Source organism: Rubripirellula obstinata (assembly GCF_001642955.1).
GTDB classification, from domain to species: Bacteria; Planctomycetota; Planctomycetia; order Pirellulales; family Pirellulaceae; genus Rubripirellula; species Rubripirellula obstinata.
The window spans coordinates 105598-129753 of record NZ_LWSK01000002.1 but is presented as its reverse complement, the minus strand read 5'-3'; the positions used below and the strand labels follow the sequence as shown (position 1 = coordinate 129753).

At 54.2% G+C, this 24156-nt stretch carries 21 protein-coding genes; 12 read left to right on the top strand and 9 right to left on the bottom strand.

The annotated features are described in order from the left end of the window. Positions 1–64: 64 nt before the first annotated feature. Positions 65–1885, top strand: coding sequence for a tRNA uridine-5-carboxymethylaminomethyl(34) synthesis enzyme MnmG (mnmG, locus tag RC85_RS01380; RefSeq protein WP_068258082.1), 1821 nt, complete (start codon positions 65–67; stop codon positions 1883–1885). Between the two features lie 8 nt (positions 1886–1893). Here the strand turns inward: mnmG and RC85_RS01375 are convergent, their stop codons facing one another. Continuing rightward, complete coding sequence (locus tag RC85_RS01375; RefSeq protein WP_157593857.1) at positions 1894–3819, bottom strand: GEVED domain-containing protein; 1926 nt, start codon at positions 3817–3819, stop codon at positions 1894–1896. Between the two features lie 613 nt (positions 3820–4432). Here RC85_RS01375 and RC85_RS01365 point away from each other — a divergent pair. Beyond that, positions 4433–5020: a response regulator gene (locus tag RC85_RS01365; protein WP_068258079.1), complete on the top strand. Its 588-nt coding sequence runs from the start codon at positions 4433–4435 to the stop codon at positions 5018–5020. A gap of 48 nt (positions 5021–5068) precedes the next feature. Here RC85_RS01365 and RC85_RS27370 read toward each other — a convergent pair whose 3' ends face one another. Continuing rightward, entirely contained in the window at positions 5069–5221 is a 153-nt protein-coding gene (locus RC85_RS27370; protein WP_162273156.1) for a hypothetical protein, read from the bottom strand. Between RC85_RS27370 and RC85_RS01360 the strand changes: the two genes are divergently transcribed. The 5 genes from RC85_RS01360 (at position 5220) to RC85_RS01340 (ending at position 11264) form a co-directional block, all read left to right on the top strand. Then, positions 5220–6368 (top strand): sensor histidine kinase, encoded by a 1149-nt coding sequence (locus tag RC85_RS01360; protein WP_068258078.1) that lies wholly within the window; start codon positions 5220–5222, stop codon positions 6366–6368. The two genes, RC85_RS27370 and RC85_RS01360, sit on opposite strands and share 2 nt — an antisense overlap. A 587-nt stretch (positions 6369–6955) precedes the next feature. After that, positions 6956–8464, top strand: a complete 1509-nt coding sequence (gene gatA / locus RC85_RS01355) for an Asp-tRNA(Asn)/Glu-tRNA(Gln) amidotransferase subunit GatA (protein ID WP_068258077.1) — start codon at positions 6956–6958, stop codon at positions 8462–8464. Beyond that, a complete protein-coding gene (gene gatB, locus RC85_RS01350; RefSeq protein ID WP_068258076.1) occupies positions 8461–9936 on the top strand; it encodes an Asp-tRNA(Asn)/Glu-tRNA(Gln) amidotransferase subunit GatB in 1476 nt (491 codons plus the stop codon). Before gatA ends, gatB begins: the two co-directional genes overlap by 4 nt. 72 nt (positions 9937–10008) lie before the next feature. Then, entirely contained in the window at positions 10009–10482 is a 474-nt protein-coding gene (locus RC85_RS01345) for a hypothetical protein (protein WP_068258075.1), read from the top strand. Next, positions 10479–11264 (top strand): hypothetical protein, encoded by a 786-nt coding sequence (locus RC85_RS01340; protein ID WP_068258074.1) that lies wholly within the window; start codon positions 10479–10481, stop codon positions 11262–11264. Before RC85_RS01345 ends, RC85_RS01340 begins: the two co-directional genes overlap by 4 nt. A 47-nt stretch (positions 11265–11311) precedes the next feature. On the opposite strand, the gene hisB is transcribed toward RC85_RS01340, so the two are convergent. The 4 genes from hisB to hisD all read right to left on the bottom strand — a co-directional run bounded on the left by hisB (position 11312) and on the right by hisD (position 14989). Further along, positions 11312–11899 (bottom strand): imidazoleglycerol-phosphate dehydratase HisB, encoded by a 588-nt coding sequence (gene hisB / locus RC85_RS01335; protein ID WP_068258073.1) that lies wholly within the window; start codon positions 11897–11899, stop codon positions 11312–11314. Continuing rightward, positions 11896–12951 (bottom strand): histidinol-phosphate transaminase, encoded by a 1056-nt coding sequence (gene hisC / locus RC85_RS01330; protein WP_084422254.1) that lies wholly within the window; start codon positions 12949–12951, stop codon positions 11896–11898. Before hisC ends, hisB begins: the two co-directional genes overlap by 4 nt. A gap of 188 nt (positions 12952–13139) precedes the next feature. After that, a complete protein-coding gene (locus RC85_RS01325; RefSeq protein WP_068258071.1) occupies positions 13140–13625 on the bottom strand; it encodes a four helix bundle protein in 486 nt (161 codons plus the stop codon). Then, positions 13622–14989, bottom strand: a complete 1368-nt coding sequence (gene hisD, locus RC85_RS01320; RefSeq protein WP_068258123.1) for a histidinol dehydrogenase — start codon at positions 14987–14989, stop codon at positions 13622–13624. Before hisD ends, RC85_RS01325 begins: the two co-directional genes overlap by 4 nt. Positions 14990–15104: 115 nt before the next feature. On the opposite strand from hisD, the gene RC85_RS01315 reads away from it, so the two are divergent. From RC85_RS01315 to thiC, 5 genes are all read left to right on the top strand, one after another. Next, positions 15105–16130, top strand: a complete 1026-nt coding sequence (locus RC85_RS01315) for a threonine aldolase family protein (protein ID WP_068258070.1) — start codon at positions 15105–15107, stop codon at positions 16128–16130. 1 nt (position 16131) lies between these two features. Then, positions 16132–17793 (top strand): glycosyltransferase family 39 protein, encoded by a 1662-nt coding sequence (locus tag RC85_RS01310; RefSeq protein WP_068258069.1) that lies wholly within the window; start codon positions 16132–16134, stop codon positions 17791–17793. A 96-nt stretch (positions 17794–17889) separates the two neighbouring features. Next, positions 17890–18567 (top strand): Uma2 family endonuclease, encoded by a 678-nt coding sequence (locus RC85_RS01305; protein ID WP_068258068.1) that lies wholly within the window; start codon positions 17890–17892, stop codon positions 18565–18567. A gap of 74 nt (positions 18568–18641) precedes the next feature. Then, the gene (locus RC85_RS01300; protein ID WP_149752816.1) at positions 18642–20066 is read left to right on the top strand and encodes a c-type cytochrome; all 1425 of its coding nucleotides are present in this window, start codon (positions 18642–18644) and stop codon (positions 20064–20066) included. A gap of 217 nt (positions 20067–20283) precedes the next feature. Then, positions 20284–21612, top strand: a complete 1329-nt coding sequence (gene thiC / locus RC85_RS01295; protein WP_068258067.1) for a phosphomethylpyrimidine synthase ThiC — start codon at positions 20284–20286, stop codon at positions 21610–21612. A 62-nt stretch (positions 21613–21674) separates the two neighbouring features. Here the strand turns inward: thiC and RC85_RS01290 are convergent, their stop codons facing one another. From RC85_RS01290 to RC85_RS01280, 3 genes are read right to left on the bottom strand one after another with little or no spacing between them, the layout of a single operon-like run. Further along, the gene (locus RC85_RS01290) at positions 21675–22343 is read right to left on the bottom strand and encodes a Uma2 family endonuclease (protein ID WP_068258066.1); all 669 of its coding nucleotides are present in this window, start codon (positions 22341–22343) and stop codon (positions 21675–21677) included. A gap of 28 nt (positions 22344–22371) precedes the next feature. Next, positions 22372–23733 (bottom strand): MFS transporter, encoded by a 1362-nt coding sequence (locus tag RC85_RS01285; RefSeq protein ID WP_084422253.1) that lies wholly within the window; start codon positions 23731–23733, stop codon positions 22372–22374. A 42-nt stretch (positions 23734–23775) separates the two neighbouring features. Beyond that, positions 23776–24150: a hypothetical protein gene (locus RC85_RS01280; RefSeq protein WP_068258064.1), complete on the bottom strand. Its 375-nt coding sequence runs from the start codon at positions 24148–24150 to the stop codon at positions 23776–23778. Between the last annotated feature and the right edge of the window lie 6 nt (positions 24151–24156).

Below are 24156 nucleotides of genomic sequence, written 5' to 3'. Positions count from 1 at the left end.
TATTCAAACACAGACCTATTCAATCGGCTTCGGCAATTTTGGGTCTAAAAATGAAATCAAAATCATGAACGCAAGCATTTATCAGTACGACGTGATCGTGATCGGGGCCGGTCATGCCGGTACCGAAGCCGCTGCTGCGGCGGCTCGCGTCGGTGCCAAAACCGTGCTGCTGACGACCAATCTGGATACGGTCGGCCAGATGTCATGCAATCCGGCCATCGGTGGCGTCGCGAAGGGGCAAATTGTTCGCGAAGTCGACGCACTGGGCGGGTTGATGGGCGAGGCTATCGATGCCACCGCGATTCAATTCCGAATGCTCAATCGTCGCAAGGGACCAGCGATGCACAGCCCTCGGGCGCAGGCCGACAAAAAGGCCTATCAACAATTCATCAAGCATCGAATCGAACTGCAGCCGAACTTGGACCTACGTCAGGAAACGGTCGAAGACTTACTGATAGATGAATCAGGCGAGACACCCCAGGTCACCGGCGTGCGAGTTCGTGGTGACGCCGAGTATCTCGCACCGACGATCGTGTTGACGACCGGCACGTTCTTAAAAGCGATCATGCACACCGGCGAAGCACAAACCGCTGGCGGTCGCGGCGGTGAAGGAACCACGTCGGGAATCAGCGGAGCGTTGGCTCGGTTTGGTTTTGAAGTCGAGCGTTTCAAAACGGGAACGCCGCCACGTTTGAACGCGCGAACGATCGACTACAGCCAACTGGAAGAGCAACCCGGTGACGACGATCCGCAGGGTTTCTCGTACCTGACCGACAAAGTGATGCAAGAACAGATTCCCTGTCACATCACCTACACCAACGAAGCGGTCCACGATCTGATTCGTGCGAACTTGGATCGCGCACCCATGTATTCCGGTCAGATCAATTCGACGGGGCCGCGTTATTGTCCTTCGATCGAAGACAAAGTGGTTCGCTTTGCCGACAAGACAAAACATCAACTGTTCTTGGAACCCGAAGGGCACGAAACGCAAGAGGTCTACGTCAACGGAATCTCCACCAGTTTGCCGCGTGACGTTCAGGACCAAATGTTCAAACAGATTGCTGGTTTGGAAAACGCGTCGATCATGCGTTACGGGTACGCCGTCGAATACGATTTCTGTCCGCCGACACAATTGTGGCCGCACCTGGAATCAAAAAAGGTGTCAGGACTCTTTTTCGCCGGTCAGATCAATGGCACAACGGGTTACGAAGAGGCCGCCGGACAAGGATTGATCGCGGGGCTAAACGCGGCTCGCACCGTTGCCGGCCAATCGACCTGGGTGCCCACTCGCGATCAAGCCTACATCGGCGTGCTGGTCGATGACTTGGTGACCGCCGGAACGGACGAACCTTATCGCATGTTTACCAGCCGCGCCGAATATCGTTTGCTGCTGCGTCAAGACAATGCGGACCGTCGTTTGACCGCGGACGCCGACAGGTTGGGTTTGATCGGTGCGGATCGTCGGGATCGGTTCGCCGAAAAGATGCGGCAAGTCGATCGAGGAATCGAATTGTTAAAATCGGTTCGCATTAACAACACGCCCGGCGACGTTTACATGCGCCGCCCCGAAGTCGATTGGCAAACCATGTGCGGACACACGCCGGGACTGGATCAGATCGAAGCATCGGCGGCTCAGCAGTGTTTGTATGACTTGAAGTACCAGGGTTACGTCGATCGTCAAAAAGCGGAAGTCGAAAAGCAACATCGCTTGGCGGGAAAGCGAATTCCGCCGACCTTCAACTACGAGAAAATAAGCTCGCTGCGAACCGAGGCTCGCGAAAAACTCTGCAAAGTCCGACCGCTAAGCCTGGACCAAGCCAAACGAATCAGCGGCATCACACCGGCTGACTTGGCGTTGGTGCTGGCGCACTTGGAAGCCAAGTAGGCGCCGTGCTAGTTGCCGAAGTTTTCGCGGAAGTTGGCAAAGTCGGTAAGACCAATCATTCCATCGGAGTCGGCATCGATTTGATCGAGATAGTTTGCGTCACCCAATGAGTTTCCGAACGCTTGTCGAAAGGCTGCGAAGTCGGCCAAGTTCACACTGCCGCTTAGATCGAAGTCACCGTAAGCCCGATAGAAATTGTCCACTTGACCTGCCCCAAAGACAAAAACACCGCCTTCTTGCCCATCGGTGTCTCCGTCCATGTCAAGCGATGACAATTTTATCAGCTCGGGATCAATCGTTAGCCGGTAATCTCCGTCCAGCAATCCGCCGCCCTGATTGACGCTGGGTCCGGGGGCGAAGGTGACTTCGACGACGGTCTTGCCGCTGGTGTTGTCGATCACCGGTATGTCTTGAACGATTTGGCCACTGGTTTGATTGAAGAATTCAAATGCGTCGCCGGTGGTTAGGTCGATATCAACGACTTGATCAAACGTGATTCGAACTTCGTTGATCACTGAACGTCGATTATCGCCGTCATTAATAACGACGCTTTCAACCACAGGTGGCGCGAGGATTTGGATCACGTAATCCTCCACTTCGCCATCGGCTGCCAATCCGTTTGGGCCGAGTCCACCCTCGCTGCTAAGCCGAACGCGAGCATAGTTTTCGCCAACGGTTAGCGAGTTGGGCAAGAAGAAGTTTAAAGTTTGCATGCCGTTGTTGACGGTGACGTTCTGCAAGACATTCTCACCCGGATCTTCGAAATCTCCATCTCGGTTGAAGTCAATCCAGGCGTCTACTTTTGCCTCTTCGTCAATCGCGTTAGACACATCGATGTTGACAGCCGCCATCGATGCGTTGACTCCGATCGCACCAAACATGACACCGTCGTCGTTGTCGCTGGTTCCGTTTAGCGGTGCCCTGGCATCCTCATCAACGTCTCGCAACGTGCCAAGGATCGGTCCAACGGCAGCGTGCCGAGCACCATCGGATGCCAGTGTCGTGTCGTAGGAATCGGGGGCGTCACCGAAATCGGATGGCGGTTCAGCGACCGTGGTCAGGTCGTCGGCGTATAGATCGGCAAAGAAAGCCAGCTTGTTTGGATTGTTCTGTTCCATCCACTGTTCGACGTAGGCGGGCAACCGACCGGGGTGCTGTAGCATCGTGTAGGCGAAGATGGCGGTTTCAGCCATGTCTTCTTTGCCCGGAATCTCTCTCGCGTATTCGGTGATGAAGGCATTGTCGCCTTGCTGGGCCGACAACCATGCCGACGTGTTTAGATTGTTTGCATCCAACGCCGCGTGGACTGATTCGTGGAACACCGTTTCCTCTAAGTCATTGTTGCTGATGCGAGTGAGCATGTTTTGCGAATACAGCACGAAGAAATTTGCTTGGCTTTCCGCGAACGCGGTTTCGTTACCGACGTGAACAACAACATGGTTAAGATTCTCGCGCATCGATTCGGGCAACTTGCCAAGCGGGCCGCGAAGCAAGTTTGCGTAGGTCGCCGCGTTTTGTTGGCTGCCGAAATTAGGATGTAACCAGATTTGCACTTGGTTGCCGTCGCTGAACGTCGCTTCGAAGATGAAGGTGTTGTTGGCAAACAAACCAGTACCCGGTCGTCTGTCTGGCATTTCACGCCGGGCTCGCCCAAGGTAAGCCATCGACTCGAACGTGCTTGGATCGTCGGCGGTGATGAAGTCCAGGTTGGTCGAAACGATCGAGTTTCGGAACAGAGGTCGAGCCGGAGTTCCGCTGGAGGCTTGCGTAAACTGAACTTGGCCAGCAGTGTGATCGCTGGCGTCATTGCCGACCGAGCCGATGAGGCCAAAATCGTCGGTGTGAGCGGCGGAGCTACCGTGCAGCAAACGTCTCCCTTCGAGGGTCTCGAACCTCACCCGGCGGCGATTGGAAACGCTTGAATTGGAAGTCAATAAACCTGTTCTTAAATTCACGCGAAATCCCGCTAATACAGTCGGTTAAAAAACGTTGCTTGGATCTGATTACTCCTAGGAAGATTCACACATGACCTCGAAACTTTTTTCATTGAAACTGGATCTTTGCTTAGAGATTGATAGTGCCGAAGTTTGACTTGGATTTAGGCATACTGGTCGGAAGCCGTTAGGTCGCAAACTGATCGCTTTGGTTGGAATTAATTCTCAGCTTCTGGCCATCAGTCGCTTAAATCAATGATTCACTTGGACTTACGTCAAACGAATCGATCTTGACCGAATGGGGGAAAACGATAGAATCCGGCGAACAGGCAAGCTTGGAAAGGCAGAGAGGCTTGGAGCTTCTTGTCGCCTGCGGCCTTAACGCAGTTTGGCACGACGAAGTGCTAGTGCGTTGGGACGGCAAGTTTGTTAATGGAGGGCCATTGGTGAATTACCAAGTGTCCGCTTTGGATGGATTCCATCGGTTGGAATCGTCCCCTAGCTAGACGGTATCCCTCCGTTTCTAGATTTGGGGCCAAGGCATCGGTTCACATCGTGACGTCCCCGTCGTGTACTTAGCGACGTCCCGACAAGCAGGGAGGATGGTTCTGACATGACCACGAAAACGGTCTTTACGACAGGCGAAGCGGCCAAGATTTGCAAGGTCAGCCAACAAACAATCATTCGTTGTTTCGACAACGGATCGCTGAAAGGATTTCGCGTCCCCGGCAGCAAGTTCCGTCGAATTCCGCGTGAGCAGCTTTACATGTTCATGAAAGACAATGGAATTCCGACCGACGCTCTGGAAAGCGGCAAGAAGAAGCTTCTAATTGTCGATGACGACCAAGATTTGGTCGATCTGATCCAAGACGGTTTCCAGCGTGACGGGCGATTTGATATTCGCACCGCCAACAACGGATTCGATGCCGGAATGGGCGTCAAAGAGTTTCGGCCTGACCTGGTCGTGCTCGATGTCATGCTTCCCGATATCAACGGCAAAGAAGTCTGCCAACGCGTTCGCAACGATCCCACGATGGATACAGTGAAAATTCTGTGCATTTCCGGGATGGTCGAACACAACAAGGTGGACGCATTGAAAGCCGCCGGTGCCAATGACTTTATGCAAAAACCTTTTGCAATCGACGACTTGGTTCTGCGAGCTTATGACCTGCTAGAGATGGAACGCGGGGTCGTCAATTAAGGGCCCGATCGACCTTGTTAAGTTCGATCTTGTTCAGTGCGATCTTGTTCAGTCTTGTGACGTTGGCAGTTCGGTCGTCATTTGCAATTTGCCGGTCCCGAGGACGGAATCGATGAGGTGGCTTCCTTGTATCAGACGCGGGTCGGATCGTTGGTGGTTACCACGTTCGGCCATCGCGACCGATGTGATTGCAGCAATCATGTTGGGTCAAGGCAGTGATGTTGATCGGTTACGGCAACCGGTCATCACTGCATTGGAGTCCGATCCGGCTTTGCTTTTGTACTGCGCGCTCTGTTGCTCCGATGAAACCAGTAGTCAGTCATCGTTTACTGTTGCTGATCTAGCAGATTGGTTAATCGCGAAGGCGGTCCAGCGTTTTTCCAGCGGCGATGCGATGATGGGTTCGCCAAAATCGATCAATGAACATGATCAAAAAATCCAAAAGCTAAACGAACACTATCTGACGTTACCGATTTCCCGTTGGATGGACGATGCGGTTCTTTGGTTGGAAGCTTTCGGGCCAAAAGTCTCCGCTGCCTGGCAACAGCAATGGCCGACGGTCACAGCGCCCACCAACGGAATCGTCTCCGCTGATCAATCCACGACATCTGCGGATCCGCTTCAGCAACTAGCCCGGACGATGCAGCGGTTGAAGTCGATGGACAACGCGTTCGATGCACGGCTGAAAAAAAGTAAGCTTGGCGCGATCAAACAATTGGCTTACGGATTGAGTCACGAAATCAACAACCCGCTGGCGAACATTTCCACTCGCGCCCAGTCGTTGCAACGTGGCGAAGATGATCCCTCGAAAGTGGCAACGTTGCAGCGAATTATCGATCAGGTCTACCGCGCGCATGAAATGATTGCCGACCTGATGTTCTACGCCAATCCACCGCTTCCCGAACCGACACCTTCTCATTTAAATCCGCTGATCGAACAAGTCGCCGATTCGTTTCGCGAACAAGCCGAACGTCAATCGATTCGGTTGGAATTGAGCTTGCCCAAAGATTCTGCTGATCGCAACGTAGACGAGGGGATGTTAAGCGAAGCCGTTCGAGTCTTGATTCGAAACGCAATCGAAGCGATTGGTTGTCAGGGGACAGTTGTTGTGTCACTGGTCGAACAAGGCTCGATGACGCAAATTCACGTCGCCGACAGCGGTCCTGGCTTGTCCGCGGAAGCTCGCGAGCACGCGTTCGACCCGTACTTTTCCGGCCGCGAAGCTGGCCGAGGTTTAGGACTTGGCCTGTGCCGCGCCTACCGCATCGCTCAACTCCATCATGCCGAAATTTCGCTAGCCGGCGGCCCGGCCGGATGCGTGGCAACGATCACGCTTCGCGACGTTTAGGGATTAGGGATACTCAATTCGGTTAAAGAGCGGGTCCAGCTAGGACCTAAGCATGCCGACGGCCAGGCTCTGTTAGTCCCAAAGGGACGAAAGCTCGGTGCCGGGTGCGCAGCACCCGAAAACAATGCAACCAACAACCCTCTCAGCCTCGATCGATCGGCGGCAAAGCCGCCGATCGATCGAGGCTGAGATAAATAAACATGGGGCGGCATGAACCGGGTGCTGCGCACCCGGCAAAGAGCTGTCACCGCTCCGCGGCTAGATTAGCTGGTTTGCGCAGCATTGATAACGTTTCTAAGCTGGACGATCTGCAAAGCCAAGACTCCAACGACCGCGGTGAATCTTCCTAACGCCGTGAAGGGTCTCTGGACTGTTTAACCGCGTGGGCATCGCCCCACGCGTCCATGCGGGGCGAAACACGAGGGGCGAAACACGCGGGGCGATGCCCACGCGGCTAAACAAAACAATAGGTTTTCACTGGACCAAACTCTTCGTGGCGTTGGAATCTTCCCCGCCTAGCCGCATGCTGATCTCTGGTTGATAATCACTGCACTTGATCCGATTTTCGACTCTTGGACGACGTGTGCATGCTTGATTCTGTTTCTGAAATACTGCGGCTGCAATCCGCTGGCGAAGCCTCGGCGGTGGAGATTGCCTCTGCCGCTCTTGATCGCATTGAAACTGCCGATGGCACCATCAATGCCTTTACGCACCTGAATCGAGAATTGACGCTTGCTGCGGCGGCGGATGTCGATCGTCGTCGGTCGGCCGGGGAAACGCTGGGGCCGCTGGCCGGGGTTCCCGTCGCGGTCAAAGACGTGCTGTGTACTCACGATATGCCGACGACGTGTTCGTCAAAAATGCTGCATAATTTTCATCCGCCCTACGACAGCGGCGTGGTGGAGAAACTGCGTGCCGCCGATGCCGTCATCGTTGGCAAGACCAACATGGACGAGTTCGCGATGGGCGCTTCGACTGAAAACAGTGCCTTCGGCGTGACCAAGAATCCATGGGATACCACTCGCATCCCCGGCGGCAGCAGCGGTGGTGCGGCGGCTTGCGTGGCGGCCAGCATGGTGCCGATTAGTTTAGGTACCGACACTGGCGGATCAATTCGGCAACCAGCCGCGATGTGCGGCGTCACTGGTTTGAAACCGACTTACGGACGTGTCAGCCGCTACGGATTGATCGCCTTCGCCAGCAGTCTGGATCAAGTCGGCCCGATCGGATGGTCGGTCCAGGATATCGCGCCGTTGATGGAAACGATCGCAGGGCATGACAAACGAGATTCAACGTCGTTGAATTTGGATGTTGGTTCCTACGTCGATGCGATCAAAGGAACGGACTTGACGGGAATCAAGATTGGCATGCTCCGTGAATCCATGGAAGCCGAAGGCGTCGATCCGACGATCAAAGAGGCGGTCAAGGAAGCTGCCAAAGTATTCGAGAAAGCCGGCGCGGAACTGATCGACATCAATCTGCCGCACAGCGAATACTGGGTACCCACCTATTACGTGATTGCACCAAGCGAGGCCAGCAGCAACCTGTCACGGTACGACGGTGCTCACTACGGACACCGTGCGGCCGACATCGAAACCGGCGCGGAACTTGGGCCGCTGGTGACGACTTACTGCCGTAGTCGTGATGAAGGATTTGGTGCGGAAGTGAAACGTCGAATCATGCTTGGCACTTATGCACTCAGCGAAGGTTACGCCGATGATTACTACAACAAGGCGCTGAAAGTTCGACGGTTGATCAAGAGCGATTTTGATGCAGCGTTTTCGCAAGTGGATCTGTTGCTGGGGCCTGTCACGCCAACGGCCGCCTTCCCGTTGGGATCGAAAGTGGACGATCCCATTCAGATGTATCTATGTGATTTGTTCACGACCGGTGCAAACCTCGCTGGAATTCCAGCGTTGTCGCTGCCTGCCGGTAAAGACGCCGATGGATTGCCGATTGCGATTCAATTACAAGCACCGGCATTGGAAGAATCACGTTTGTTGTTTGCGGGGTCTGTTTTCCAATTGGTCACCGATCACCACACTGATCGACCAAATACTGAGCGACCTGATACAACGAAAGGAGTCCAGTCATGAGCGATGGTTACCCGACCAAGACTGTCATTGGATTGGAAGTCCACGTCCAATTGAAAACACAGACAAAACTGTTTTGCGGATGCAGCACCGAGTTTGGTGCCGAGCCCAACACGCAAGTATGCCCGGTTTGTTTGGGCTTGCCCGGTGCGCTTCCGGTCATGAACGAGGCCGCGATCGATTTGTCGGTCAAAGCGGGGTTGGCGATCGATTGCTCGATTCCGCCGATGACGAAGTGGGATCGCAAGCAATACTTCTATCCGGATTTGCCCAAGGGTTATCAGATCAGCCAATTCGACTTACCGATCTGCGCTGATGGTTTCATTGAAATCGATGATCCGGCAAGTCCTGGTCAGATTCGCAAGCTGGGAATCATCCGCGCCCACTTAGAAGAAGACGCGGGCAAGAGTATGCATGATGAGGCGGCAGGGAAGGGCGATACAAAAATTGACCTCAACCGGTGCGGCACGCCACTGTTGGAAATCGTCAGCCAGCCCGACATGCGGTCCAGCGATGAAGCGAAGGCGTACTTGAATGAACTAAAGCTTCGCATGACGCATCTGGGGATTTCCGATTGCGAAATGCAAGAAGGCAGTTTGCGAGTCGATGCAAACGTCAACCTGCATATCGACGTAGACGGCAAAAACGTTGCCACGCCCATCGTCGAAGTGAAGAACATGAACTCATTCCGCGCAGTCGAACGAGCGATCCAGTACGAGATCGATCGCCAGTACGACATCTGGGAAGAAACTGGAAAGACCATCAAGGACGAAGCCAAAACGACTCGTGGTTGGGACGATGAATCCGGGAAAACGTTTCTGCAACGCGAGAAAGAGGAAAGCGCGGACTACCGGTACTTTCCCGATCCCGATTTGTTGCCAATCCGATTGCCACGCGACCGCGTCGAATCGATCCGTGCTTCGCTGGGCGAAATGCCTGCTCAGATTCGCCAGCGGTTGCAGGGACAGTACGGCATCAAGCCCTATGACGCCGACGTGATTGTTAATCAAGGCGTGGCGATGATCACGTACTTTGAAACCGCCGCAACTAAATCGGACGATGGCAAGCGGACCAGCAGTTTCATTCAACAAGACGTGATGCGATTGATGAATGAACGGTCCATCAGCATCGAAGACTATCCCGTTGCCGCGGAATCGTTGGGTGATTTGCTCGGTCGTGTTGCCAAGGGCGAACTTGATAACGGACGTGCTCGTGACGTGCTTGCCCACATGATCGATAAGGGCGTGAGCGTCGATGATGCGATCAAAGATCTTGGGATCGAGTCGGTGGATAATAATGAAATCGAAGATCTTTGCCGCGAACTGCTCGCCGCCAACCCAGCGGTCGTTCAGGATTACAAAGATGGTAAAAAGCAAGCGGTCGGTTCGTTGATTGGGCAAGCTAAGAAGAAGAACGCCAATGCGAATCCGCAAGTGGTTCGGCAAACCTTGATTCAATTGATCGAACAGGAGTAGAGACCTGTGCCGAATTTTCTTCGTTTAATCGCGTGCCCATCGGGCCGCGCGTCTGCTGGGAAACGCGGGGTGATGCCCACGCGGCTTAACGAAGTTTTGAAAAACGATATCGGCTTCATTGCGATCTTGTTTTCTGTCGCCGCAATCGCAACCTGGCTGTTGCTAATGCCGATCGTTCCCGCGATCGCCAATGCAACGATGCATCGTTTTCATCTTCGAAGCGGATCGTTTATGCGATTCGCCGCACAGTTTCCAATCCCGGCAATGTACAACTTTGCCAATCGGACGGAGGTGAATGATGTGCCGCCTGGCTTCGTCGATTCCTTCTTCGGCAGTCTCGATGTCGATGATTCGTTTCGCTACATCAACCATTTTCCCGCTCGTGACGCCACGTTTTCAGTGGGCAGGTATGTGAATTTGCGAGATGGACGCGACCGCTGGTTTACGCTTGAATCCGACTACCGCGGCCAGCAATTGCGGACGCAATTGCATTTGAAGAATCGCGGCGAGCGAGATTTTGTGTTGCTGAGGCAACCTGAATCGTGATTGCATCGCCGAAGCTGAGCAGACGAGTTGATCTTGCCTACCGAATCGTACAGGTTTGCTTGCTGTTATCGTTGGTTTGGAAGTACGAGTTCTTTTATCAGTCGATCCAGGTGTATGGGTACATCACGATCGATGATGTTTTCTTCCCACGGATACTGCGATCCGATTCAGTACTCGTGGGCAGTTTTGCCGCCGTCGTTATTTCATCGCTACTATGTATTTTGATTCGCAACCGAGTCGTCCGGAATCTTGGCAGTTTTGTTTCGTTGTTCGGCTTAACGGTGTTGTGTCTTCATCAAGGCAGTTACAACGACGCCACGTTTACGACGGGTTGGTGGACGTCGCTTTGGTCGTGGTGGTTTGTCAGTCGGATGAACTGTGACGATGCGGAAGTCTTACTTCGCAAGGGTGCGTTCTTGGCCCGCTGTATGATTTCGATGATCTTGCTGGCCGGCGCGGTGGGGAAGTGGACACCAGAGTATTGGTCGGGCGAGGTGCTGCACGACATCTATTTTGTCGATCGCAATTTCTGGACCTTCAACTGGCTTCGCGATCGTTACGACGCCGAAGCCCTTCGCGAGATCGCGACGACCTACAGCCGATTCATCATCATCACCGAAACGATCTTCGGTTTAACGCTGTGGATGTTGCCGGCCCGCATCGCGGCAATTTTGGCCATCATCCTGTTAACCTCCATCGCACTGTTTTCAAACTTCTTGCTGTTTTCAGTGCTACTGAGTCTGATTGGATTGGCAGCCGTAGGTTTGTTTGCCAAGACGTAGGCCGTAGCGAGTGAAGCGAGTTACGGCATCGTAACTGCCAAATGCGTTTACAGCACGCCCTTGGTGCTAGGCACGGCGTCGCTGCGTGGATCACTTTCGGCGGCCATGCGAATCGCTCTTGCGACGGCCTTGAAGACGCACTCGGCAATGTGATGACCGTTGCGTCCGTGGTGCAGGACGACATGCAAGTTGCAGTTGGCGTTGGCAGCGAACGATTGCCAAAAGTGTTCGACTAATTCGCTGTCGAAGGTTCCGATTTTTGATGCAGCGATCGGTGCGTGATATTCAAACGCATAACGCCCGCCAAGATCGACTGCGGCGGTGACCAAGCATTCGTCCATTGGCAGCGTGAAGTGTCCGTAGCGGCGGATGCCGGCGCGATCGCCGAGTGCTTCGTGGACGCATTGGCCCAACGCGATGCCGATGTCTTCGGCGGTGTGGTGGTCATCGACGTGCAAATCGCCTTTGGCATCGACGTCCAAATTGATCAATGCGTGCTTGGCTAGCAGGTCTAGCATGTGGTCGAGGAAACCGATGCCGCTGGAACGGGTACCGCTGCCATCACCATCGAGATCGATGGATAGCTGAATGTCGGTTTCGCCGGTTTTGCGGTGAACGTTTGCAGTGCGGGTCATGAGAATCTTTCCAACATCATTAAACAGGCATCGATTTGGTCGTCGGTTCCTACGCTAATCCGTAGCCCGTCGCCCCAGTCGGGAAACGACATATATCGAACCAAGATTTGGTTCTTCTTGAGATATTCGTAACGACTTTGATGATTACCATCGGGGTGCTGGCACCAAACGAAGTTGGCGTGGGAGGGTGTTACCGCAAATCCCATCTCAGTCAAACGGGTTTCCATTCTCCCGCGGGTGGCGTTGAGCTTGGCGACAATGTCCGATAGCCAGTCCTGGCTGGACACCGCCGCGGTCGCAGCGGCGATGGAGATGGCGTCGCAATTGTAGCTGTCTTTGATCTTGGATAGTTCGGCGACGACGTGAGGTTGAGCGACGAGGAAGCCGAATCGCATGCCGGCTAATCCGTAAGACTTGCTGAGCGTTCGAGTCACCAGCACGCGTTCATTTTCCTGAACTAAGTCCAGGCAGTTTTCGTTTGCAAAATCGACGTACGCTTCATCGACGATCAGCGGGCAATCGAGTGAATCGGCGATCGATGCGACTTCGTTTTTGGGCACCAATGTTCCGCTGGGGCTGTTGGGGTTTGGGAGCAACACCAAACGCAAATCGTCTTCGTTTTCCCCAAACGCGGCTGGCAGTTTCCAGTCATTTTCAAAAGGTGTTTGTTGCCACGCGGCACCTTGGATGTCGGCGAGAGTTCGGTACAGGATGTAACTGGGGTAGGGCAGGCGTAGGTGCTGTCCCTCGCCGACAAAACCACGAACCAGGATTGTCAAGATTTCATCGCTGCCATTACCCGCTAGGATCCATTCAGGTCCGGGCAAGCCAAGTGCGTCTGCCGCGGCGCGGCGAAACGACGTCGCAACCGGATCGGGATATCGGTTCAGCGGCCCGCTGGCCGCTTCTTGAATTGCCTTGACGACTTCCGGTGCCGGTGGGTACGGATTTTCGTTCGTGTTTAGTTTGATCGTCTTGCCCGGTGCCGCCTGTTCGCCGGGGGCGTAGGGCTGCATGCGGGAAAGGGCAGGGCGGAAGAGGGATTCAATCATGGAGTTGGAAAATGGTCGGGGTTTGGGTTGACCGCTAGGTGGACAAAGCATAGCCATCGTACTGAGTACTGAGTACTGAGTACTGAGTACTGAGTACTGAGTACTGAGTACTGAGTACTGAGTACTGAGTACTGAGTACTGAGTACTGAGTACTGAGTACTGAGTACTGAGTACTGAGTACTGAGTACTTACGTCTTCTTGTCCTCTTGAAACATCTCTGGTCGCTTCTCTCCGGTAAACTTCTCGTACATCTCCCACACCTCGCTCGACCAGCTCTTGTACGGCGGTTTGATGTGCTTGACGCCTGACCCGTGCTTCTTCATCGATTTCATAAATGCGATCATCATTCTTCGGATCGACGTTCCTTCGTTGAACAATCGGCGATACGTCTCCGCATCGATGTACTCGCGGTCGTATGCTGCGACCAGGTGCGATTGTGTTTCCAGCAAACTGCCCATCGAATAGCCCAAAAACTGAATAAACTCACCTTGAGTTCCGCGACCAAAGCCTTCAGCGATATTTGCCATTGTTGATTCAGACGAGTCGTTGATTTGAGTGACTAGGCGACGGTCGGAGGCAAATGGTTTTTCCTTTGTCAGAAAGAATATCTCTTTCGACCAATCTCTCGCACGTTGCCAAAACAGTATCTCGGTGAATTTCTTAACACCGCTCATTCGCTCGTCCGAATCGAGACGCTTTTTGCGTGCGCGGTCAAACCTTCTTTTTCAGCAACGGCAATTACGTCAGGTGCGATGTTGGTCAGTGCGGTTTGGTCGAACTCCGTCACGCTACCGCTTCGCAGGAAACTGTTGCTGCACAACCCGGCTGCCCAGGTGCAGGTGCCGCCGGTTGGTAGAACGTGCGACGGACCGGCTGCGTAATCACCCAGTGCCACTGGCGTGTGGTGCCCCAGGAACGCAGCACCGCTGTTGTTGATCTTGGCCATTTGGTCTCGCGGGTTGGCCGTTTCAATTTGCAAATGTTCCGGTGCAAAACTATCGGTCAATTCGCAGGCGTGTTGTTCGTCGCGAACTAGGATCAACGCGCCGAAAGATTGGAGTGCATCGAGCGTCAATTCGCTGCGATCAAGCGATTGCAATTGTTTAACCAGTTCTTCGTAGACGCTTTCGATCAGACCTTCATCCCACGTGATCAGGATCGACGATCCGGGCGAGTGCTCGGCCTGAGCCAACAAGTCGGATGCGACGAATGCCGGGTTCGCGGTTTCGTCAGCGATCACGATCACTTCGCTGGGGCCAGCAAACGAATCGATATCAACGGTTCCGTAGACCCGTTTCTTTGCCAGAGCGACAAACAGGTTGCCCGGACCGACAATTTTATCGACGGCAGGAACATCGTCGCATCCGTAGGCCAGTGCCGCGACCGCTTGCGCACCGCCCATGCGATAGACCTCGGTGACGCCGAGTTCGTGACACGTCGCCAGCATGTCGGTGTTGTAAGCGCCGAAAGGCGTCGGCGGCGCGACGACAGCGATCTCTTTCACACCGGCGACTTGTGCGGGCACCACGGTCATCAACACGGTCGATGGATAGGCCGCCGCACCACCGGGGACGCAAACGCCGACACGTCGAAGCGGCACATAACGCTGGGTCAGCGTTACGCCAGGCTTGGGTTGAATCGTGACATCCTGGTGAAGAATCGCTTTTCCAAATTCGGCGACGTTGTCACGGATGCGTCGAATCGATTCCAATAGAACTGGGTCGGCGGCGGCGTGGGCGGCTTTCAATTCTTCGGCGGGGACTCGTAATTGGTCGGCGGTCAGGTCTGCTTTGTCGAGCGATTTCAGGTAACGCAGCAGCGCCGGCGTGCCCTCGCCGCGGACGTCTTCGCAGATCTTGTCGACCACTTGAACCGGCGTCAGCGGCTGGCCGAAGACTTCTTCGGTCAACGCTCGCCCACGCGGGGAAACGACGTCACCATCGGGGCTGAGCTTGGCTCGAAGCTCGTCCAGGATCTCGGCGGATCCAGTTCGAGCGTCAACGCGTTGGATGTTCAGTTGTGCGGTGGGTGAGGGCATGAAATTGGTCGATGGGGTCACGTGGTCGTCGGTAAGATGACATGATAGATGCCAGCCCAGGTCTTTCGTAGGCCGCTCTTTCTCAGGCCGCATTCCATGCAAATCAGCAACATCCATGATTGATCTTCGCAGCGACACCGTCACCTTGCCGACCCCCGAAATGCGGCTCGCCATCGCCAACGCAACTCTGGGCGATGCAGTCATCGACGTTGATCCGACGCTGGAAAAGCTGGAGCAGCGAACGGCGGAGATCCTCGGCAAGGAAGCCGCCGTTTTCATGCCCAGCGGAAGTATGACAAACCAAGTGGCCGTTCGGGTTCACTGCGACCGTGGCAATGAATTCATTTGCGAGGCCGATTGCCACATTTATCACTACGAACAAGGAGCCTTCGCGGGACTTAGCGGTTTAGTCGCCAAGACCATCGCTGGCGACCAAGGCGTCCTTCGCGTCGAGCATTTGCAAGGAGCGATCAACCCCACGGACGATCATCATGTGCGAACAGAATTGCTGTGTCTGGAGAATACTCACAACCGTTGGGGCGGCCGGATCGCACCGCAAGACGATGTCGTGGAGGCTTGCTGGTGGGCGTCCGGTCAAGGCTTAAAGACTCATTTGGATGGAGCCCGGTTGTGGAACGCGGCGATCGCGACTGGCAAAAGCGAAGCGGAGTTGTGTGAGCCGTTTGATTCGGTCAGCGTTTGCTTTAGCAAAGGATTGGGAGCACCGGTGGGTTCGGCGCTAGCGGGCGAAGAAAAATTTGTGCAAGCGGCTCGCCGGGCAAGAAAGTTGTTCGGCGGTGCGATGCGGCAAGCCGGCATCGTCGCGGCTGGCTCGCTGCATGCGTTAGAAAGCCACCGCGATCGATTAAGCCTAGATCATGATCACGCCAAAATGCTAGGCGATGCGGCGGAGTCTTGCAGTGTGTTCAGCATTCGTGGTGGCGACGTCCACACCAACATTGTCGCAATCGACATCGATCCGAGTTGGGGCGATGGCAACAAACTGCAAAAACACTTGGCTGATCAGGGCATCGATTGTTTCGCAATTGGTCCGCAAACGATTCGCCTGGTCACCCATTTGAATGTGTCGGCGGAGCAGATTGAAACGGCTTGCCGAGTCCTCCGAGACGCAGGTCGATAGAGTGTGTCCAGCAAAGCGTAGCGGAAGTCGCCAAGACTTTCGGCATCAAAAGTGTTCGCCGAAAGTCTTGGCGACTTCCGCTACGGCCAAGTCGAACCGGGGCGCTGTCATTGCGGCAGCGATCGTGTTTTTGGTCGCAATGGTGATTCGTTTGCCATCATGCTACGAAAGTTTCTGGGTCGATGAATTGCACTCGGCATGGTGCGTTTGGGATGCACTTGCCGACGTTGCTCCGCGAGCCCGGCTGGGCAATCAGTCGCCGATTTACTTCGGCGGATTGTGGTTTTGGAAACAAGCGTTTGGTTGTGGTGAAGTCGCGCTGAGAATGTCCAGCGTCCTGATGACGTCGATCGCCGCCGCCGTGATGACGTGGGGCGTGAACCGATGGACGGGCAGCCGAATCGGCGGGGTCGCGGCCGGTTTAGTGATGGCCTTGGAATCCAACGCGATCTTCTTCGGAACGGAAATTCGTCCCTACGCCGTCGTGATTCTTTCCGCGTCAATCGCAACGATCTGTTTTGTCAAATTGCTTGAATCGGATTCGCCTTACGCTTGGAACATTCTGGCGATCAGTGTTTTGGTCGCGCTGGCAACGCAGCCAACTTCGTTTGGAGTTTTGGTCTGGCTTCCGGCTTTGGTTGGGCTGAAACGTTTGCGGGAAGAAGGATTCAAACTTCGGTTAAGTTTGTCAAACCTGTTGCTGATCACCGCATTGGTGGCAGTGGGATGGGCGCTGTGGACGACAACACTGGGGTCATCTTGGCGATCGCGTGGCAACTGGGCGACCTTCGCGATGGCACCTGAATTTCGCGACGCGGTAGCGATTTGGGATTGGACATGGTTGCTGGTCATTCCCCTGGTGATTGCTTTGTTCTGCCCAGGCAAACGTCCAGCGATGGTGTGCGTCGCCTTGATTGCGGTCAGTGCAACGTTTGCATTTTGGATTGCATCACGCTTGGATGTGGTGCATTTGTGGCATCGGCGTTATCTGGTTTCCACGCTGCCGATGTTCGCGTTGCTGGTCGGTGGAGCGGTGGGGAAATGTCGGATTGCGAATCGGGGTTGGCTTGCTGCACCTGCATTTGTGGCGATCGTTTTGCTACTCGGTTTGACTTGGTCCCAGGGCGTTTTGCAAACGCTTTGCACTCGTCCGCACCTGCTGGCCTATCGCGGCGAGGATTGGCGGTCGGCGGTGGGTTGGGTGCAGTCGCAGAAAGGTGAAAAAGACACGATCTCTCTGGACCCAGGGCTGATCGAATCAAGAATTTTGTCGCAGTGGAGAACGATCGAACCTGCGCCAACGATCGACGACTTGAGGTACTTGCGATATCCCGTCAGTGGACCTTACCGGCTGGAGAACGTGCGGTTGATTCCGCCAATCGGTATGCGAGTATCCCGGCGCGAAAGCATTGGAGGTTACGGAGTCAGGGTAGGGCACGCACGTTCGTCGTGGATCATCGCAAGAACGTCAGGCGAAACCGCTTCGCAATTCGCTGTTAACGAAAAACAGGAAAATCTTTTTCTTCGATTTGGAAGTACGAAATCAGAAGTTCGTTCCTTCGGGGGTGTCAGTGTCATCCGCTTTCAGATGGATGTTCCTAAGGCAGAGGTCCAAAAGGCGATCAATGAGTTCCTTCGCGCTAGAAACGGTGTTGGCCAGTAACAACCGTTGGTTCGGTTGGTTCAAGAGATGCGATTCTGAATCTGAACCTGCTATACTTACAACGTTCCGTGGAACCAATTCATTTCAGGGTAGATCATGCAAAACGCTGCCGTTACCAACTCTCTTGCTGATCGCTTGATCGATCTGGGGGGCATTTCGCCTGATCGCGTGTTGTCTGATCCTCCGCCGGGCCAAGCGACATTGGTGGATTTGATTCGAGTGAACGAGGTGGAAGGTCGCTTGTGCGAACTGGTTGACGGCACGTTGGTGGAGAAAGCCATGGGATGGGAGGAATCTTTGTTGGCAAGTGCCATTGGTCACTTTTTGATGAGCTTTTTAGACGAGAATGATCTCGGTGTTGTGACTGGCTCAGACGGCTTCTCCAGGTTGTACGGCGAAGTGGTTCGAGGCCCGGACGTCGCTTTTATAAGTTGGGATCGCCTACCTGATGGCAAAATTCCACGCGGGCAACCCATCCCAGACTTGGTGCCTGATTTTGTTGTGGAGGTGCTAAGTATCAGCAACACTCGAGCCGAGATGGCTCGCAAACGTCGAGAGTATTTTCAGGCGGGTGTGCGATTGATTTGGATGGTCGATCCGCGACGTAGAACGGTAGCGGTTTATGAAGCTCCCGAACGTTTCTTTGTTGCCGATGAAGAAGCGACACTTGATGGCGGAAAGGTCTTACCGGGTTGGTCTGTTGATTTGGCAACGCTGTTTGGTCGGCTCGATCGACAGCGACCTGAAAGCGGATCCGACACTGAAAGTGTTTAGGCGAACGAGTCAAGTTGTGTCCCGGGCTTGCTGCCGGTCTAAACTAACCGAGAGCCACTTGTTTTGTGAGACCCATGATTGCTTGTCTAAAACCATACATCTGCCCGGTTGTGCTGTGTTGTTTCGTCACTTTGGGTATCACGCCCGCGATCGCTGAGGTCGGAAATGGGGCCGTGGGCGAGGCGGTTGTTGATCCTGATGCCGCCGCACGCGGATACCGTTTCCTGACCGAAAAGCCAGTTCTGACTAGTGATTTTACTCAGGAAATTCTTGATCAGGTTTGGAAGTCTTGGCCGGAACCGCTGCGCAGTCTTGCGGAGAATGCGACGGTCGAAGAGCGGCGTGCGATGGCGTTTAACCGCTATGGGCTGACAACGCGTCCGGATGATGATTCCGGCAAGCCACTGCAATACGTTGTTGATGAGGCTGGCAAATGGACAATGAACTGCTTTTCTTGTCACGGCGGCAGCGTCTACGGCAAGCCAACGCCTGGAGCACCCAACAACCGATTCGCGTTACAGACGATGACCGAAGAAATCCGAGCGACGAAATTCAAGCTGGGAAAACCGTTTTCGCGAATGGACATGGGGGCATTATTTATTCCGTTGGGTACGACGCATGGCACCACCAACGCAGTCGTGTTCGGCATGGGATTGATGAGCAGTCGAGACGCCGATTTGAACTTGATCGACACGCCGCCGACGTCGTTTACTCACCATGATATGGACGCTCCGCCATGGTGGACGTTCTACAAACGGCCCTACATTTACATCGATGGCTTTGCACAAAAAGGGCATCGCGGTTTGATGCAGTTCACGTTGATTCCTGAAAACGAACGCGAATTTTATCTCGAAAACGAAGATGGCTTTCGTGACGTCTACGCTTATCTTTCATCGCTGCGTGCTCCGAAGTACGAGGGGCCGGTTGAAGCAAAATTGGCAGAGCAGGGCAGGGTGGTGTTCGGCGATCACTGTGCGAGTTGTCACGGTACGTATGCAAGTAAAGTAGGCGGCGACGATTGGACTTACCCGAACCGACGCATTGCGATCGACGACATCGGGACCGATCCGGTTCGTCTGACGGCGCTTCCGGTCGAGGGGCGTCAGAGGTACGCCGAGAGTTGGTTTGCGCACGGCGGTGAGGAAGACGAACAAGAAACGGTCACGGACCCCGACGGTTACGTTGCCCCGCCGCTGGACGGAATTTGGGCGTCGGCTCCCTACTTTCACAACGGCAGCGTCCCCACGCTGTGGCATGTCCTGCACCCCGCCGAGCGGCCCGAGGTTTGGATACGAACTGCCGAGGAAATGGACGAGGAGCGTGTCGGGTTACAGGTCAAGTCGGTTGCGAAAGTTCCCGTCACCGAGCCCGATGTGGCCATTCGACGCAGCCATTTTGATACGCGGCGGTTCGGGAAAAGTAATTCGGGACACGATTATCCTGATCAGTTGAGCGAGGCTGAGAAAAAAGCTGTGCTGGAATACTTGAAGACGCTGTGAAGCGAGTTGCATCAAATAGTCGCCTTTTGCTCCGCAAAAGCTGCGTTAGCGGACGCTTCTTTCGCGGAGCGAAAGGCGACTGACATTGACGCGACCGACCGCTAGCCCCAACTGCTGTTGATTACATCGGAAGTTACTTCGCGGGATCTACTCATTTCCCCAATCTAAGCCTATAGTCTGGGCTACTAATTTAACGTCGTCGGAGCCCTGTTGATCTATGTCTCAAACTCAAATTCTTGCCGCCCGTGCTGGTGAAATTACTCCTGAAATGGAGTTCGTTGCCAAACGAGAAGACCTCGCACCCGAACTGATCCGTGATGAAGTCGCGATTGGCCGCATGGTCATTCCAGCGAACACCGTCCACGCGGCCGGTGCTTTGGAACCGATGGCGATCGGGATCGCAGCGAAGTGCAAGATTAACGCCAACATCGGCAACTCGGCCGTCACCAGCAACGTTGGCGAAGAACTGGACAAGCTGCACACCGCAGTCCACTTCGGTGCCGACACGGTGATGGACTTGTCGACCGGCAAAGACATCGACAACATCCGCCGCAAGATCATCGACAAGTCGCCTGTGCCAATCGGCACCGTACCGATTTATCAAATGCTTGAAGAGCTGGGTGGAAACATCGAAGACATGACGGCTCAGCACTTTCTTGACATGTGCGAGCATCAAGCAAAGCAGGGCGTCGATTACATGACGGTTCACTGCGGCGTCAAACTAGAACACCTTCACCTCAGTGCGAACCGCGTCACGGGAATCGTCAGTCGCGGTGGATCGTTGATCGCGAAGTGGATGATGGTCCACAAAAAACAAAACCCGCTTTACGATTGCTTCGATGACCTGTGCGAAATTTTCCGTCAGTACGACGTCACTTGGTCGCTTGGTGACGGAATGCGTCCCGGTTCGATTGCTGACGCGTCGGACGACGCCCAATTTGCTGAACTGGAAGTGCTAGGTGAATTGACCGCACGCGGTCAAGAACTTGGTACGCAGGTGATGGTCGAAGGCCCCGGCCACATTCCGATGCATCAGATTCAAATGAACATCGAAAAGCAGATCGAAATCTGCAACGGTGCTCCGTTTTATGTTCTCGGTCCTTTGGTCACCGACATCGCCCCCGGATACGATCACATCACGTCCGGCATCGGTGCGGCCATGGCCGGCTGGCACGGTGCGGCAATGCTTTGTTACGTCACACCCAAGGAACACCTCGGTTTGCCCAACGAAGAAGACGTCAAGCAAGGAGTGATCGCCTACAAGATCGCCGCTCACGCCGCCGACGTTGCTCGCGGCCGCAAGGGAGCCCAAGATCGTGACGACGCGTTGTCCAAGGCACGGTTTGAATTCGATTGGAAAGAGCAATTCAGGTTAGCGCTTGATCCCGAAACGGCACAACGCTACCACGATGAAACGCTGCCGCAAGACACGTTCAAGAGCGCCCATTTCTGCAGCATGTGTGGACCAAAGTACTGCTCCATGAAGATCACTCAAGAGATCCGCGACATGGCAGCCGCCGAAGAGCTGGTAGAGATTCAGAAGTAGTGAGTTCTTTGTCGGATGTTCGACGTAGGCCGTATTGAGAGCAGCGAAATACGGCATCCTTACTACCGGCAGAGAAGTTCAAACTCGACCCATTCAGGTTCAACGACCGGCCGAGTGAGTTTGAACTCTTTATTGAGCACATCGGAAGCGAGCCAGCCGTCCTCGGATGGCTCGCTTTCTTGGTACTCATCACCCGATCGTGTCAAGATTTTGAAAACAAGATCGTCTTTCCGGGCATCAGCGATCCAGTATTCACGAATCCCAGCATCAAAGTACGCTCGTCTGAGACGAGTCATGTCTTTGGAGACTGACGAATCACTGACAACTTCAACGACCAGATCGACCGGACCTTCGATTTCAACAAAGTCGCCACTTCGGTTTGACTTGGGTGTTAGGCGAACTGCACCGGATTGAATCGTATCGCGTGCAAGCACAACGATGTCTGGTTCAGCACCGAGATCAGCTTCAACGCACGCAACACGAGTGGAATCAGAAACAATCATCCATTCTGAGCGTTGGACAATTGACAACAAAGTCCCTGAAATTTCAACTTTCAGTCGTCCATGCGCAAATAGTTGTTCAGGTGACATGTCAATCTCGATACTGCCTTGGATGAAATCGATCCGTCCGCTTTCCGGGAAGTCGTCACGATAAGTCCACTGACGAAAAGACTGCAAATCTTTGACGTCCTCGGGAACCAGAACCTGATCTTCGACAATAATTTTCAGCATAGTAACCTCGGTAGTTCGCCCACCTATCTTACTCTGGTTCGCTAGGTGGCTGATACGGATTGCCCGTTTCGACGGCTGGTTTTTCGGAAGGTGATTCGTTGGCGTTGCCCAGCACCAATCCCGTGCCTCGCAGTCGCCACAGAAAGAATGCGGCTCCGGCGGCCATCAACGCTGCACTGACGTAAAAGATGTTTTGCGGCTCGTCGCCGAAGGCTGGTCGGATCGCCCAGTAGAACAATGCGGCGATCGTCATGAACGTGAACGAAACAGCATTGGCGGTTCCCAGAAACCGGCCGCGTTCATCGTCGGGCGACATCTTTTGAAGCAGTGCTTGCAGCGGAATGATGTAGAACCCGGCAAAGAATCCTGCGCCCAGAATAAAAAACGAAACGTTGCTAAGGGCGACGCGAATCATCGGACCCGCATCAGGCATCCACGGCGGGACAGCAGCAAGCAGGGTGAAAAACAGAATCAATCCAAACGCTCCGATAGGAATCAGCTTGGGTTGAATCTGGTTGCCGGAAATGAACCCAGCGGTCGCACATCCAATGCCAATCGCGACACCCAACACACCCATCAACACACTTGCCTCGGCACGGTTAATTCCCAGTACGACGGTGTACTCAGGCACGATGAACAATGCGATGCCCGCCAGCAGATAAAAGTATCCCCAGGCCATCATCACCATCAGCAGCCGCGTCTTGGACATTTCCCCGATTGCATCGATGTAAGTGTGCAACGGATTTAGATTGTATTTCAAGTTTCGGTCACCGGGTTGCAGCGGAGTTAAAAACAAAGCTGACACTAAACCGCCGACCGAGATTAAAAACAGAGTGATGATGGGCAGCCAGACCATTCCAGCCGCACCGTCTTGGGGCGCGTACAGATCGCTCACGACGCCCGCGACCAGCGTGCCGACAATGACCGCCACGTTGGTCATCATGTTGATCGATCCATTCGCTTTGGACAGTTGCGAATCGTCCACCAATTCAGGAATCATGCCATACTTGGCGGGGCCAAAAAACGAACTTTGACAAGTCAGCGCGACCAGTGCGGCCAGGGTCACCCAAAGGTTTCCCAGCCAGAATCCCAGTCCTGCCAGCATGACAATTGGGATCTCGAGTATTTTCACCCAAGTGGTGACCGTCTTCTTCGAGTGACGATCAGCAAGTTGGCCGGCGTACCCCGAAAGCAGAATGAACGGAATGGTGAAGCAGATGCCAACGATCCCTTGACCACCGCTACCCAGGTTTCCCGCCCAGGCACCGTCAATGACCATAAAGGTCAAAATGCCTTTGAGAACATTATCGTTCATCGCCCCAAAGAACTGAGTCGCGATAAGGCTAAGGAATCCGCGTTGGAAAAGACTGCCGGACAAGGGTAGTTCCATTGTTCTTAGGAGAAGAGTCAAAGAGAGACTTTAACACACGGCCTACGGTTGTGATGATCGGTATTTCTTGATTGCTTCGGGTAGCGGGTAACTAGTGACGTCTCGGTCGCCTTCGGTGGCTCCGATTTGCAAAAGCCTGACGTAGCCTCGGGTCACTAATTCGGTTCGTTTGGCAACGTAGTCGGCATCGAGATTGTGTTTCGAGAAATCGCCTTCGACGACCACAGGCTCGAAGTCCTCGTACTCGATGAACTGCGTTAGGACTGGGTTGCAGCGCAGGTGACGTTCGGCGGAGGTGTGCAACACTTCCGGATCCAATTCGCCGATCACGTAGCGGAGGTACAGATCGCTATCGACAATCGATGTGACATCGTTGCCGCAAACGTCGCATCGGTAACCTTCGTCGCATTTGGCCAAGGTAAG

Bases quoted from the DNA above. Each gene is read 5' to 3' on its own strand.
- mnmG (WP_068258082.1), top strand. From the start codon at position 65: ATGAACGCAAGCATTTATCAGTACGACGTGATCGTGATCGGGGCCGGT.
- RC85_RS01365 (WP_068258079.1), top strand. From the start codon at position 4,433: ATGACCACGAAAACGGTCTTTACGACAGGCGAAGCGGCCAAGATTTGC.
- RC85_RS01360 (WP_068258078.1), top strand. From the start codon at position 5,220: ATGTTGGGTCAAGGCAGTGATGTTGATCGGTTACGGCAACCGGTCATC.
- RC85_RS27370 (WP_162273156.1), bottom strand. From the start codon at position 5,221: ATGATTGCTGCAATCACATCGGTCGCGATGGCCGAACGTGGTAACCAC.
- gatA (WP_068258077.1), top strand. From the start codon at position 6,956: ATGCTTGATTCTGTTTCTGAAATACTGCGGCTGCAATCCGCTGGCGAA.
- gatB (WP_068258076.1), top strand. From the start codon at position 8,461: ATGAGCGATGGTTACCCGACCAAGACTGTCATTGGATTGGAAGTCCAC.
- RC85_RS01345 (WP_068258075.1), top strand. From the start codon at position 10,009: ATGCCCACGCGGCTTAACGAAGTTTTGAAAAACGATATCGGCTTCATT.
- hisB (WP_068258073.1), bottom strand. From the start codon at position 11,899: ATGACCCGCACTGCAAACGTTCACCGCAAAACCGGCGAAACCGACATT.
- hisC (WP_084422254.1), bottom strand. From the start codon at position 12,951: ATGATTGAATCCCTCTTCCGCCCTGCCCTTTCCCGCATGCAGCCCTAC.
- RC85_RS01325 (WP_068258071.1), bottom strand. From the start codon at position 13,625: ATGAGCGGTGTTAAGAAATTCACCGAGATACTGTTTTGGCAACGTGCG.
- hisD (WP_068258123.1), bottom strand. From the start codon at position 14,989: ATGCCCTCACCCACCGCACAACTGAACATCCAACGCGTTGACGCTCGA.
- RC85_RS01315 (WP_068258070.1), top strand. From the start codon at position 15,105: ATGATTGATCTTCGCAGCGACACCGTCACCTTGCCGACCCCCGAAATG.
- RC85_RS01305 (WP_068258068.1), top strand. From the start codon at position 17,890: ATGCAAAACGCTGCCGTTACCAACTCTCTTGCTGATCGCTTGATCGAT.
- RC85_RS01300 (WP_149752816.1), top strand. From the start codon at position 18,642: ATGATTGCTTGTCTAAAACCATACATCTGCCCGGTTGTGCTGTGTTGT.
- thiC (WP_068258067.1), top strand. From the start codon at position 20,284: ATGTCTCAAACTCAAATTCTTGCCGCCCGTGCTGGTGAAATTACTCCT.
- RC85_RS01290 (WP_068258066.1), bottom strand. From the start codon at position 22,343: ATGCTGAAAATTATTGTCGAAGATCAGGTTCTGGTTCCCGAGGACGTC.
- RC85_RS01285 (WP_084422253.1), bottom strand. From the start codon at position 23,733: ATGGAACTACCCTTGTCCGGCAGTCTTTTCCAACGCGGATTCCTTAGC.